The organism is Gelatiniphilus marinus, assembly GCF_042684345.1.
Taxonomy (GTDB): Bacteria; Bacteroidota; Bacteroidia; order Flavobacteriales; family Flavobacteriaceae; genus Gelatiniphilus; species Gelatiniphilus marinus.
Genome location: NZ_JBHULK010000003.1, coordinates 363,755 through 377,942 on the forward strand (window position 1 = coordinate 363,755; position 14,188 = coordinate 377,942).

A 14,188-nucleotide genomic window follows, 5' to 3' on the forward strand; every position below is an offset into this window, starting at 1 on the left:
AAAACAGGTGTTTTTATTTAAAATGTTTACAGATTATCCATAAAAAGCCGCAGATAAACTTTTTTTCATATACATTTGTAGCTTCAAAAAATCAAGTATGGCGAAGAATTTAGTAATTGTTGAGTCACCTGCCAAGGCAAAAACCATAGAAAAATTTTTAGGAAAAGATTTTAAGGTAGAGTCTAGTTTTGGGCACATTTCCGATTTACCCTCAAAGGAATTGGGCGTAAATGTAGAAGGTGATTTTAAACCAAAATACGAAGTTTCAAAAGATAAAAAAGCAGTTGTAAAAAAGCTGAAAGACCTAGCAAAAAAAGCAGAAACGGTTTGGTTGGCAAGTGATGAGGATCGCGAGGGTGAGGCCATTGCGTGGCATTTAGCCGAAGCTTTAAAATTAGATAAAGAAAAAACCAAACGTATTGTTTTTCACGAAATTACTAAAACCGCTATCCAAAAAGCCATCGAAAACCCAAGAGGTATTGATTACGATTTGGTTGATGCCCAACAAGCCCGCCGTGTACTGGACCGGATAGTGGGATACGAGTTGTCTCCCGTGCTTTGGCGCAAGGTAAAAGGCGGTCTCTCGGCAGGCCGCGTGCAATCGGTTTCCGTGCGTTTAATTGTTGAAAAAGAACGCGAAATACAAGGGTTTGCGCCCGTGGCATCGTATAGAATTGATGCCGAATTTTATCCCGAAGCTTCAGGGAAAAACGGGCAAACATTCAAAGCTAAATTGCCAAAGAATTTTTCAACAAAAGCAGAGGCCCAAAAATTTTTGGAGCAAAATGCTTCAGCCCATTTTAAAGTTTCAGATTTACAAAAAAAACCAGCTAAAAAATCGCCTGCAGCTCCCTTTACCACATCAACATTACAGCAAGAAGCATCGCGTAAATTATATTTTTCGGTAAGTAAAACCATGACGATGGCACAACGCCTTTACGAAGCCGGTTTAATTACCTATATGAGAACCGATAGCGTAAACCTTTCCGACGAAGCTAGAAAAGGCGCTGCAAAAGAAATTAAAAATGCCTACGGCGAAAAATACAGTAAACCAAGAAATTATAAAGGCAAAGCAAAAGGAGCGCAAGAGGCGCACGAGGCCATCCGTCCAACTAATTTCGCAACACAGACCGTTGATATAGATTACGACCAAGCACGTCTGTACGACCTTATCTGGAAACGCGCCATTGCCTCGCAAATGAGCGATGCACAACTGGAGCGAACCAATGTGAAGATAAGCGCATCAACGCACAAAGAAACCTTTACCGCAAACGGAGAAGTAATAACTTTTGATGGCTTTTTAAAAGTGTATTTAGAAGGTACCGACGATGAAGATGTCGAGCAAGAAGGCATGCTGCCAGCCATGGAAACCAACCAAACACTACTTAATAATTACATAACGGCAACACAGCGTTATACAAGGCCGCCAGCAAGATACACCGAAGCTTCCCTGGTTAAAAAACTAGAGGAATTGGGTATTGGTAGACCATCAACATACGCGCCAACCATTTCAACCATTCAAAACAGAAATTATGTTGAGAAAGGTACCGTTGAAGGTGAAGTGCGAAATTATTCGCAGCTCACTTTGCAAAGTGGTGTTGTGAAAGATAAATTGTTGTCTGAAAAAGTAGGTTCCGATAAAGGAAAACTGGTTCCAACCGATATAGGGATGATTGTAACCGACTTCTTGGTCAACCATTTTGAAAGCATTTTAGATTATAATTTTACAGCAAAAGTTGAAGAAGATTTTGACGATATCGCTGAAGGAAAAGAAGACTGGATACAAATGATGAAATCGTTCTACAAAGATTTTCATCCGCAAGTAGAAGATGTAAAAGAAAATGCCGAAAGAGAATCTGGAGAACGTATTTTGGGCACAGATCCAAACACCGGAAAACAAGTAAGCGTGCGCTTGGGCAAGTTTGGGCCCATGGTGCAAATTGGTACGGTTGACGACGACGAAAAACCCCAGTTTGCAAGCCTAAGCCCAGAGCAACAGCTAAATACCATTACCTACGAAGAGGCCATGGATCTCTTCCAGTTACCAAAAGATCTAGGCACTTTTGAAGGCGAAGACGTACAAGTTAACAATGGCCGTTACGGCCCTTATGTAAAGCACGGCAGCGTATTTGTATCGCTCCCAAAAGGTACCGACCCCTTAAGTGTCGATCTGGACCAAGCCGTAATTTTAATAAAAGAAAAGCAAAAAGCAGACGCACCTATATATACATACAAAGACTTGCCTGTACAAAAAGGCAAAGGACGCTTTGGACCATTTATAAAATGGAACAATATGTTTATTAACGTGAACAAAAAATACGATTGGGATAACTTATCTGAAGAAGATATTGTTGAATTGATCGAGACTAAAATCCAAAAGGAAATTGATAAAGTTATCCATAATTGGGAAGAAGAAGGTATTCGCGTTGAAAAAGCACGCTGGGGAAGACACAACGTAGTTAAAGAAAAAATAAAGGTAGAACTGGCAAAAACCATTGATGTTTCTGATATGACCTTGGAAGAAGCCAAAGCACTCATTGAAGCCAAGGCGCCAAAGAAAAAAACAACCAAGAAAAAAGTAGCAACAAAAAAAAACACCACAAAAAAGAAAAAATAAGCAATGAATTTTAATTTTCTCTCACCTGTTTCAGATTTGGTATTGGCCCATAACGAGCTACTGCCAACTCAGGCTTTAGGGCGAAAGCTTAAAATACATTCGGCCCAAAATGGTATCCCCGATTTAGAAGGTGTCAATATTGCTATCCTAGGTGTTTTAGAAAATAGAAATGACGTTAATTATATAGGCGAAACATTTCAGCTTAACGAAATCAGAAAATCACTCTACGGGCTTTTTCCGGGCAGTTGGAACACCGCAGTAGCAGATTTGGGCGATATTAACAAAGGCGAAACCGTCGAAGACACCTATTTTGCCCTAAAAGAAGCTATTGCCATATTGGTTAAACAAAAAATAACCCCTTTAATTATAGGAGGCTCGCAAGATTTAACCTATGCCAATTACAGGGCTTACGATGCGTTGGTGCCCATGGTTAATATTGTAAATGTAGATTGTAAATTCGATTTAGGAGACTCTGCAAAACCCATTAAAAACAACAGTTTTGTTGGTAAGATTATTTTAGACGAGCCCTACAATCTGTTTAATTACGCAACCATAGGGTATCAAACCTATTTTAACTCGCAAGAAGAAATCGATTTAATGGACAGGCTATATTTCGAGTCCTACAGGCTTGGAGATGTCGCTAACGATATAAAAATTGTCGAGCCCGCTTTGCGCGATGCCCATATTGTAAGTATCGATTTAAGTGCCGTACAAGCCTCTGCGCTTAGTTTAAACCAAAAGTATTCGCCCAATGGATTAAACGGAAAGGAAATATGCGCCATAGCTCGCTATGCCGGAATAAGCAATAAGGTGTCATCGTTCGGGATTTACGAATACAAACCCTCAAAGGACGATGAGGTAACCTCGATGCTAATCGCACAAATGATTTGGTATTTTATTGAAGGGTATAATTTTAGAGTGAAGGACGATGATTTTTCTAACGAAAATAACTACCAAAAATTCATTACATTGGTTGACGAGCAAGAACTGATATTTTACAAGAGTGCAAAAACAGGACGTTGGTGGATAGAGATTCCTTTTTTATCAGAAGTCAATAATAAATTAAAAAGGCATACGTTATTACCTTGCATGCACCAAGATTATTTAGATGCTTGCAATAATAAGGTGCCAGAACGTTGGTACAAAGCATTTCAAAAGAATTGTGTATAGTGGACAAAACATGGTCAAATACTGGATTTTATCGGTAAAATGTAATTTTTTCACGATGAAATGTAATTTTTTTGTAAATAAAGTTGTTTTTTAAAAAATATATAAATATGTTTACGCTCTCAAAAGTAAAGCTTAAATAATTAACCTCGAGTTTTCTATGGATATGAAAAAGTTTATTTTATTAACCGCAGTACTAACAATTCTAGCTAGTTGTGGCTCTAAAGATAGAGGCGAACTGGTAGGTGTTAAGGGTAAAAAATGGCACCCGGAAAAGCCGTATGGCATGGAGCTTATTCCTGGTGGTTCATTTATAATGGGTAAAGCTGATGACGATTTGGCCGGAATTCATGATGCTCCTGCCAAAACAGTTACCGTAAGGGCTCTTTATATGGACGCCACAGAAATAACCAACAGCGAATACAGACAGTTTGTACACTGGGTAAGAGATTCTATTGTAAGATTGGAATTGGCAAAAATAGCAGACGATTTTGGGCTTACCCCAGAAGATGGAGGTACAGGAGAATATGCTTTTAAAGATGCAGATACCGCCAACATGTCGGTTTACGAAAAGTACATGTTCGAAAATTACACAGGTCTTGGGCCAACAGGATATGAAGGTAGAAAATTAAACCACGATGTAGATTTGATATTCGATACCGATGAATATCCAGACGAATATTACGCAGAGGTAATGGATACCATGTATTTGCCATTAGACGAATCGTACAACGGCCAACGTACTTGGGATGTAAAAAAGTTTAAGTTCCAATACAGCTATATGGATATACAAGAAGCCGCTAGAAATAGAGGTGTAAAGCGTAAAGACGTAATTGTAAAGGAAGAAATAGAAGTATATCCAGATACCACGGTTTGGATAAGGGATTTTGCTTATTCCTACAACGAGCCTATGCACAATGACTATTTTTGGCACGATGCTTACAGCGACTATCCGGTTGTAGGTGTAACCTGGAAACAAGCCAAAGCATTCTGTGAGTGGAGAACCATAAACAAAAATACCTATCAAAAATCAAAAAAAGCAGCCTTTGTTAATAGATTTCGATTACCTAACGAAGCAGAATGGGAGTATGCTGCCAGAGGCGGTTTGCAAGCAGCAACCTATCCATGGGGAGGCCCATATACCAAGAGCGACAGAGGATGCTTTATGGCCAACTTTAAACCCGTTCGTGGCGATTACGCAGCAGATCAAGCATTATACACCGTAGAAGCAAAGTCTTATGATCCAAACGATTATAACTTGTACAACATGGCCGGTAATGTATCAGAATGGGTAAATGCATCTTACGACCCTAATTCTTACGAATACACATCAACCATAAACCCTAGTGTTAACGATAAAAACAACCAGCGTAAAGTGGTTCGAGGGGGCTCATGGAAAGATGTTGCTTACTTTTTACAAGTAAGTTCAAGAGATTACGAATACGCAGATTCTGCAAGAAGTTATATAGGTTTCAGAACAGTGCAAGATTACATGGGGACAAAAGTAACACAGAGCGCTGGAAACTAATAAATATTAATCAAATCAATAATAAAACTATTAACCTACTTAAGTATTACTACTTAAAATTAAAAACCGAAAATTATGGCACAGTCAAAAGCAAGTAAAAGATTCATGAATATGGCTTATGGATTAGGAGCAGCAATTGTAATAATTGGAGCTTTATTCAAAATCACTCATATGGAGTTTGGATTTATAGACGGCAACTTTATGTTAACCTTAGGTCTTGTAACCGAGGCTATTATCTTTGCAATTTCTGCATTCGAGCCCGTAGATGATGATCTCGATTGGTCCTTGGTATATCCAGAATTAGCTGGAGCACAAAGCGGCACCACAAAAAAAGAAAAAGAAAACCCACAAGGGCTACTATCTAAAAAACTCGACGAGTTGTTAAAAGACGCCAAAATAGATGGCGAACTCATGGCAAGTTTAGGCGATAGCATTAAAAGTTTTGAAGGTGCTGCGAAAAATATATCCTCAACAGTAGAGTCTGTCGAGGCAACCAAAAAGTATGGCGAAGAGCTAACACTTGCCGCTGCACAAATGGAATCTTTAAACAGCCTATATAAAGTACAGCTGGAAAGCATCAACAAACAAGCAGCAATAAACGAAGAATCTGTAGAGAATGCAGCCAAATTAAAAGAGCAAATGCAGTCTTTAGCCTCTAATTTATCGTCGCTAAACGGTGTTTACGGTGGTATGTTAACTGCAATGAACAAAAACTAATTAGCGGGTTAACCCAATTTTATTAATTAACCAAAAACCTAATTAGACATGGCAGGAGGAAATTTATCACCAAGACAGAGAATGATTAATCTGATGTATTTAATATTTATAGCAATGCTAGCTTTAAATATGTCTAAAGAAGTGCTTTCAGCCTTCGGATTAATGAACGAAAGACTCGTAGAATCTAACGAAGCCGCCGAGGTACGCAACGCTAGTTTTGTAGCTAGTTTAAAACTTAAGGCCGAAGAACAGCCAGAAAAGTACGAACCCCTAAAGGCAGATGCAGAAAAACTGCACAAATTGGCAATGGATTTTGATGCTTATTTGTCAGAATTAAAAACAAAAATGACCGAAACGGTTGATGACGCTACTGATTACGAAATTATGGACAGGGGCGATTACCTAGACCAAAATTTCTTTAAAGGAGACAAACTAAAACCAGAAGGACAAGAGTTTTTAAACCAAATAAGTACCTTTAGAGAAGGTGTAGTATCTTTATTAGAAGGTAAAAAAGGAATGGAAAACGTTATTAAAGACGTTAAAGATAAGTTTAATACCGATCAAGAAATAAACAGAGACGGAATAAAAGTAGATTGGCTAGAATACCATTACAAAGGCTTTCCTTTAGTAGCCTCATTAACTAAAATGACACAGCTTCAAGCCGATATTAAGACCACAGAGTCTGAAGTTTTAGGAAACATGCTGCAAGGTACGCTCTCCAGTGAAGTGTCCATGACCAACTATACCACATTAATGGAAACCTCAAAATCAGCTTACTTTAACGGCGAGCAGTTTGATGGACAGATCGTTTTAGGTAGAAAAGACGCCTCTACAAAACCAAGTAGGGTAGAGCTAACCTTGGATGGCAGACCATTAACAGAAAACCAATATACTATTGAAGAAGGTAAAGTAAAGCTTAAAATAGGTACTGGTGGTGTAGGCGAGCATAGAATTGAAGGAAAATTAATTTTCGACCAAGACGGCGAAGAAATTGAAGTTCCTGTAAATTCATCATTTGCAACCGTTGCCAAACCAAATTCAGCCACCATTTCAGCAGATAAAATGAATGTGGTTTACAGAGGTGTTAAAAACCCCATGACCATTTCGTTTGCTGGTATTCCGGATAATAAAGTAACGGCTAGTGCGCAAGGTTTATCAAGAAAATCTGGTAGTAGTTATGTTATGGATGCTACAAGAATAAAAGGTAGAGAAGTTACTATTAACGTAACCGGTATTCTACCAGATGGTGGAAAAGTAAGCGATAATGCCAAATTCAGAATAAAAGATTTGCCAAAGCCTACAGGTACGGTAAGAGGAGAAGACGGTGCTATAAAAATGCAACGTAACAGCCTTGAAATCTCAACCATTGGTGCTAAATTTGACGATTTCGATTTCGAGTTGCCATTACGTGTAACAGGATTTAAGTTTAAAGTTCCTGGCCAGCCCACAATAAATGTTAATGGAAACAAGTTAGATAGTAGAGCCAAAGCTGCTTTACGAAAAGCAAAACGTGGGTCTGGGGTTCAAATATTCGATATTGAAGCTAAAGCCTCTGGTGTTAGTGTAATACTTAAAAAAGTATCTCCGGTATTTGTTGAGCTTACAAACTAGTATTACATGGGTAAAACCCAATAATATAAAAGAGAATGAAACATCCATAGGTTTTTAAACCCAAAAAAACTATGGATGTTAAATGAGACCGTTGGACAAACAAAATAAAAGAAACTCATGAATTTAAAAAGTTTTTTATTAACCACAGCAACAGTTTTTACAGTGTCTGGTATGGTAGCACAAGCTAACATACTAAACGCTAAAAGCCCCGAAGAAATTGGGGTAAGAACAGAAGCCCAAAAAGCAGTCGATAACGATAAACCGTTGGAATATGGCTATGTTGACGATAGAGATATTCTTTTTGCAAGAATGGTTTGGGAAAAAATCGTTTTAGACGAACGGGTTAATTTTCCGCTTTATTACCCAATCGATACCAATAATATTGGCAGCAATAGGCGCTCGTTGTACCACGTGCTCATGAAGAGCATCAAAGAAGGGAAAATAGAAAACATCTATGACGACTCTTATTTTACAACCAAGCGAACCTTAAAAGATATTGAGGCTGCTTTAACCATGATTGATACCACAGAATTAGGTATTGAGCAGTTAAATGCAGGAGAAGAATTATCTCCCGAATATATTAACAGACGCGACATTACAGCAGCAGATATTAGAGAATACCGCATAAAAGGGCTATGGTATTTCGATAAAAGGCAGGCCGAAATGAAATACCGCTTGTTGGGCATTGCTCCAGTAGCTCCAGATGTTAACTTTATAGATGAAGAAGAACCAGATTTGGTAGAGCTGTTTTGGGTTTTTTTCCCAGATGCCAGAGAAGTGTTGCATGAAGCAAAATCGTTTAACAGTGAGAATAGTTCCATACCTTTCTCTTTCGACCACATATTAAATTCTAGACGTTTTGATGGTTACATTTATAAAGAAGAAAATGTTCAAGGAGATAGGACAATTAGTGAATATGTCTCTGATAATGCCTTAATGCAGTTGTTGGAATCTGAACGTATAAAAGATAAAATTCGAGATTTTGAATTGGATATGTGGACTTATTAAGTTTACAACTTCCTAAAGGTTTTCACCCAAAAAAAAAAGACTGTCTTAAATAAAAGGCAGTCTTTTTTTTTTTGCTCTATTACCAGATTGTTCTACTTTGGCCTAAAATGTGTCTTCTTATAGCGTTAAACACAGTAAAGCGCATAACTTGTAACAAATTAATCTACCTACCAGCATTAAATAAAATTTCCAATGTGCAAGAATCCTAATTTATTTCAAAGGGTTAATTTGCTCTAGTGTTTCTTTAATTATTTTCTTCTCATCCGGAAAAAAACCCTGTGCCAGCAATAAAATTCCAAAGCCTAGAATTACAAGTGCAATAACTTTTTTGGTTTTAAAAATAAGTTTAGGCGTAAGTTTGTTTTTTAATTTTTTTGCAATAGCTATTTTAACCAGATCTACCAGAAAATAAACAATTAATATGGTTGAAATAAAAACCATTACCCCGTTTTTAGATTCTGTTAGCGAGTTTGCCAAAACTATAAAAGCTACCCAGCCCAATAAAACACCAATATTTATAAAATTGAGCAAAAATCCTTTTAAAAATAGCTTTCCGTAGCCTTTTTTTATTTCAATTTTATGATATTCCCTAACAATTTGCCGAAAAGATTTTGATGTTTTAACAAACGAGATTATACCGTAGGTTACCAATAAAACACCACCAAAAATTATAAAACTAGGATCGTCTTTCACTTTGTCCAATAATCTGTTGGTACTGTAAAAAGCAATAATAATAAATAGGATATCGCCAAGCATAACGCCGCAATCAAAAATAAGAGCGCTTTTAAAACCTTTGGTAGCGCTAGTTTCCAAAAGCACAAAAAACACAGGGCCAATTGTAAAGGCTAGTATAAAACCAAAGGGGATGGCTGCTAAAATATCATCAAACATAATTGAGAGTGGCTTTACACAAAGTAAAGAAATATTTTAGGATTATAAAATGCTTTACTCACTTTTTGGTAAAGTGCTGCATTTTACCAACCAACCTGTTATAACAATACTTATTTAACGTGAGTTCGATATAATTATAGTTCATAATCAGTAGGTTGTAAACTTACAAAGTTAAAACCATGTCATTCAAACGAAGAATGAGGAAGAATCTCTATTGAATGAGATTTCTCGTCGCTCGTTCCTCGCTCTGTCGAAATGACAAACAACTAAAAAAACAACAAACTAAAGCATATAATTATAAAAATTTTAAATCGAACTCACGTTATTTACTGTTTTCTAATACTGCCAGAAACGCCATCTTTTTTATTCACTTTTTCTGGATTGCCATAATATTTTATATCGCCACCGCTAGTAGCTTTGGCCGTAAGTTCTTTTACGGTGTTTACGCTAATATCTGCACCGCTTGTAGCTTTAACTTCACTAGATTCGGCAATTAAATTTGATGCTTTAATATCGCTTCCGCTTGTGGCTTCTGCAATTAGTTTGTTGGTTTTGCCAGATAATTTTAAATCGCTGCCGCTGGTAGATTTACATTCTAATATCGAGGTGTTAACATCCAACTCCATATCGCTTCCGCTAGTCGATTTTAGTTTTAAATGATTGGCGCTAATGGTATTGGTAGAATATACATCGCTGCCACTTGTTGAGGTAATTGCAGAAACATCTTTAAAACTAACCATTACTTTTTTAGCTGTGGCCTTGCCAATATTCTGGCTTGTGTGAATTTTTAAAACACCATCTATCACTTCGGTTAAAATCAGTTCGTGTAAATTTTCATCAGCTTCAACGCTTATGCTTTCGCTGTTGCCTTGTGTTAAATAAACATCTAATCCTTCGGTTGCTTTAATAGCTAAAAACGATTCGGTTACGGTTCGATCTACTATTTGCACATTGCCATTGCCTTTAACGCCAGAGTTCATGTTTATATCAAAATTGCAGGAAAATAGAGTTAAGCTTAGTATGGCAAGTACTGTTGCTACGATAATTTTTGTTAGTGTTGTCATAATTGTTCGTTTTTTGATTGATGATTAATGATTTATTTTTACCCGTTCAAATATCACTATTGTTTTTATTCATTTAAAACTTAAATATCTGAACTGTTATTTTTTAATGATGAGTTGTTTTAATTTTCCTTAGTTTTTATTGAAATGCCATCGCCATCAATTTTTACCTTTACCTCGTTGTCGTTGGCCTTTATTCCGGTTTTATCAATTTTTAAATTAGCGCTATCAACGGATATTTTTACGCCTTTTTCATTTATTTTTAGGCTAGAGCTTTCATCTTTTAAATCGACCTCTACTTTGTAATCTTCTTCTTTTTCTTCAATCGGGCAGTCTAAACATTCAATAGCATCTTCTAAAATTTTTAGATATTTATTGGTGTCGGTATGGGTAACAATAGTTCCGTGATAATTTCTGTAATAGAAAAACGAGCTTGAATTTTTATCGCATTTTAAAACAGAGCCCTCGGGCAAGTATAAAGTAAGTCTTACTTCTTGATCGCTGTATTTATTTTTGGTATCTGTTGTAAAATAAGAATCCAGAAGCAGTACCTTGTTTTTAAGCGCATAATTGTAATTAATGTTTTTGGCACGTTGTATGGCTGTTTCATAATTTCTGCCATCGGCGCTTTTGGTAACGCTTAAAGTAGCCAGAGAATCGGTTGTCGATTTAACAATAATGGCAACATCCGATGAATAAATAGTTTTTTCCCCATTTTCATTATGCGCTACTTTAAAATTGTTACTGTGTCTATTAATGTAATCTGTGTAAAGATCGTTGCCAACCATTTTTAAATTAATAGTGTCGTTAGCCGTAATATTTAATTCTCTTTTCTCAACTACAGCTTCATCAAAAGCATGTTCGCTGGCTTGCCTAACACCAATAACTACCAGCCCAATAATAGACATTAACCACACGCCTAAAAGGGTAAATTTTGCAATATTGCCAATCGATTTAAGGTTGTTTATTAAAATTTTAAGCCCTAAATAGAACAGGAAAAAGAACGGAATACCAACTGTAAAAAAGGTTAATAGCGATACCAACCAAATAGGTGTATTGCCTGCGTTTACAATTTCAACAAGGTCTAAACCCGGTAAATGGATAACATCTACCACGCCCAAAGATAGCAGTGTTACCAGCAGCGCTATTAGTGTAAAGGCCCCAATAAAAATTAAAAGGATACCAATAAATTTTGCAAACACTTTTAAGAAAAACATTATAATATCACCAATGGTATCAAAAAAAGTTCGGGAAGACGATTTTATTTTACTGCCCTGTTTTTTTAAATCCACTTTTTTTGCAGCACCCGATACCGATTCGCTCACATTTTTAGCGGCACCCGATACCGATTCGGTTACGTTTTTTGCAACGTCGGTTACCGTTTCAGACACGTTTTCAAACCCGTCCTTAATTTTTTTTTCAATGTTACTTATGTTAACGGGCTCGCCGGTCATCATTATTTTTTCCGAGGTTGTTTTAGCTTCCGGCACTAAAATCCAAAGTAAAATATATAAAAGAATGCCGGTACCGGCCCCAAATATTAAAACAATCCAAGCTAAACGTACCCAAAGCACATCAATACCAAAATAGTGCCCTAATCCAGACGATACGCCTCCAATATACGAGTTGTCTGTATCTCTAAATAATTTTTTTGAAGGCACCGATTTTTTGCTGTACGTAGCTTGCGGCTCATCTTCAAAAATCTCGTCGTCCACCAAGTAATCTTCAGGTTGCCCCATTATGGCAATCACTTCGTCCACCTCTTTTATGCGTATAACTTGTTTGTTGTTCTGTACCCGCTCGTTAAAAAGTTCGGCAATTCGGGCTTCAATATCGGCTATAATCTCAGATCGCCCTTGAGAGTCTGTAAACGAACGTTTTATAGCCTCAAGATAGCGTTGCAATTTTAAGTACGCATCCTCATCTATATGAAAAAATATACCTGCTAAATTTATGTTTACTGTCTTATTCATTTCTTTGTAGTTTTTTGGCTTGTTACTATGCTTACTGCGTTGTGCAATTCGCTCCAGGTGGTGTTCAATTCCTTTAAAAACAGCTTCCCTGTTTCGGTTAATCCGTAATATTTACGTGGTGGCCCAGAGGTACTTTCCTCCCATCTGTAATTTAAAAGACCAGCGTTTTTAAGTCGCGTTAGCAAAGGGTAAATAGTACCCTCAACCACAAGCAACTTGGCATCTTTTAGGGTGCTTAAAATCTCTGCTACATAAGCATCGTCATCCTTTAAGACCGAAAGTATGCAGAACTCTAATACCCCTTTACGCATCTGTGCTTTTGTGTTTTCTATCTTCATAGTGTCATTCGTTTAATAAGGTGAAACTGTTCATTTTTTGATTGATTTGATGATTTATTATTGATGATATTTTTACTCTAATTTATATTTTTTTGGCGTTACCCTGCGGGTCGGGCTTTCCGTTACAAGTCCGCGCTCGTGCCTCGCTGTGGGCTTTCCTCTGCAATCCCTAACGCGGGCAAGTCCGCCGTTTTCAGTATTCAGTCCGCAGTCATCATTATTATTTTAAAAAATTAATCGTTAAAGGGTATTGGTACAATTCGCCATCGCGTGCCTTTAAACTGGCAATTACAATAAAAACCAACTCCAAAATAAAACCCACTACGGCCAAAGCGCCCAACGCACCACCTATATAAAGTAATGGAGATGGCTTGCCAATGTTTATATGAAAATTATGAAACCCGTTAAAATCTATAAAATCCAACCCGCTAAAAATCTTGAAAATAAAAAACGGAATGGTAAGTGTTCCCAGAATTACAGCATATAGCAAAATACTCATCTGAAAATTAATGGCTTGCTTGCCATGGGCATCAATAAACTCCGATTTGTTTTTATTAACACTCCATAGTACAATGGGGCCAATAAAATTACCAAACGGAATTATAAACCTGCTAAAGGTCGATAAATGAATAAACGTGGCGATGTTTTTTTGATGATTGTCTAACATGATTTTAAAACATATAATAGTTTCTTATGCAAATATATGTCTAAAAGAAGGTACTTTGTTACGCATAGTACTAAAAATTAACAAAAATTTAACAAATTGAAGTGTCGATTATTTTCAATATTTTTGGGTAAAATAAATTTAAAAATGAAGTTGACACCCAGTAAAATAAATACATTCAATATGTTTAAACTGCCCGCGGTTTTTTTAATGGGTGTGCGAGTCAAGACCATTACCAATAAGGCTTGTACCGTTACCGTAAAATATAAATGGATCAATCAAAATCCATTCAAATCCTTGTTTTGGGCGGTGCAAGGTATGGCTGCCGAATTAACAACGGGTGCTATTGTTATGGCGAAAATTCAAGAAAGCGGTAAAAAAATATCGATGTTGGTAACCACCAATAACGCCACATTTACCAAAAAAGCAACAGGCATAATAACTTTTGTTTGTAACGACGGCGAATTAATAGATAATGCATTACAAAAAACAATCGAGACCGGCGAAGGGCAAACCTTTTGGATGCAATCTGTAGGAACCAATAAAGAAGGTGTTGTAGTTTCAACCTTTAATTTTGAGTGGAGTGTTAAAATAAAAAGTTAGCTTTTTATTT

At 36.8% G+C, this 14,188-nt stretch carries 12 protein-coding genes; 7 read left to right on the forward strand and 5 right to left on the reverse strand.

The window, feature by feature from the left end; all coding sequences use genetic code 11:
• The first annotated feature begins 97 nt into the window (after positions 1-97).
• The 6 genes from topA to porN all read left to right on the forward strand — a co-directional run bounded on the left by topA (position 98) and on the right by porN (position 8,648).
• Positions 98-2,617: a type I DNA topoisomerase gene (gene topA / locus ACFSQS_RS10445; RefSeq protein ID WP_388018145.1), complete on the forward strand. Its 2,520-nt coding sequence runs from the start codon at positions 98-100 to the stop codon at positions 2,615-2,617.
• A 3-nt stretch (positions 2,618-2,620) separates the two neighbouring features.
• Entirely contained in the window at positions 2,621-3,787 is a 1,167-nt protein-coding gene (locus ACFSQS_RS10450) for a formimidoylglutamase (protein ID WP_388018148.1), read from the forward strand.
• 163 nt (positions 3,788-3,950) lie between these two features.
• Positions 3,951-5,312, forward strand: a complete 1,362-nt coding sequence (gene porK, locus ACFSQS_RS10455; RefSeq protein WP_449267410.1) for a type IX secretion system lipoprotein PorK/GldK — start codon at positions 3,951-3,953, stop codon at positions 5,310-5,312.
• Between the two features lie 75 nt (positions 5,313-5,387).
• A complete protein-coding gene (gene porL / locus ACFSQS_RS10460) occupies positions 5,388-6,029 on the forward strand; it encodes a type IX secretion system motor protein PorL/GldL (protein ID WP_388018154.1) in 642 nt (213 codons plus the stop codon).
• A gap of 48 nt (positions 6,030-6,077) precedes the next feature.
• Positions 6,078-7,640 (forward strand): type IX secretion system motor protein PorM/GldM, encoded by a 1,563-nt coding sequence (gene porM, locus ACFSQS_RS10465; protein WP_388018157.1) that lies wholly within the window; start codon positions 6,078-6,080, stop codon positions 7,638-7,640.
• A 117-nt stretch (positions 7,641-7,757) separates the two neighbouring features.
• Positions 7,758-8,648, forward strand: coding sequence for a type IX secretion system ring subunit PorN/GldN (gene porN / locus ACFSQS_RS10470; RefSeq protein WP_388018160.1), 891 nt, complete (start codon positions 7,758-7,760; stop codon positions 8,646-8,648).
• A 210-nt stretch (positions 8,649-8,858) separates the two neighbouring features.
• Here porN and ACFSQS_RS10475 read toward each other — a convergent pair whose 3' ends face one another.
• From ACFSQS_RS10475 to ACFSQS_RS10495, 5 genes are all read right to left on the reverse strand, one after another.
• On the reverse strand, positions 8,859-9,539 hold the full coding sequence (locus ACFSQS_RS10475; RefSeq protein ID WP_388018163.1) for a LysE family translocator: 681 nt from the start codon (positions 9,537-9,539) through the stop codon (positions 8,859-8,861).
• 326 nt (positions 9,540-9,865) lie between these two features.
• Entirely contained in the window at positions 9,866-10,603 is a 738-nt protein-coding gene (locus ACFSQS_RS10480) for a head GIN domain-containing protein (protein ID WP_388018166.1), read from the reverse strand.
• A 119-nt stretch (positions 10,604-10,722) separates the two neighbouring features.
• A complete protein-coding gene (locus tag ACFSQS_RS10485) occupies positions 10,723-12,573 on the reverse strand; it encodes a PspC domain-containing protein (RefSeq protein ID WP_388018169.1) in 1,851 nt (616 codons plus the stop codon).
• The gene (locus tag ACFSQS_RS10490; protein WP_388018172.1) at positions 12,570-12,911 is read right to left on the reverse strand and encodes a PadR family transcriptional regulator; all 342 of its coding nucleotides are present in this window, start codon (positions 12,909-12,911) and stop codon (positions 12,570-12,572) included. The genes ACFSQS_RS10485 and ACFSQS_RS10490 overlap by 4 nt, the downstream gene beginning before the upstream one ends.
• A 220-nt stretch (positions 12,912-13,131) precedes the next feature.
• On the reverse strand, positions 13,132-13,578 hold the full coding sequence (locus ACFSQS_RS10495) for a DUF4870 domain-containing protein (RefSeq protein ID WP_388018175.1): 447 nt from the start codon (positions 13,576-13,578) through the stop codon (positions 13,132-13,134).
• Positions 13,579-13,722: 144 nt separating this feature from the next.
• On the opposite strand from ACFSQS_RS10495, the gene ACFSQS_RS10500 reads away from it, so the two are divergent.
• Positions 13,723-14,178, forward strand: a complete 456-nt coding sequence (locus ACFSQS_RS10500; protein WP_388018178.1) for a DUF4442 domain-containing protein — start codon at positions 13,723-13,725, stop codon at positions 14,176-14,178.
• Positions 14,179-14,188: the final 10 nt, after the last annotated feature.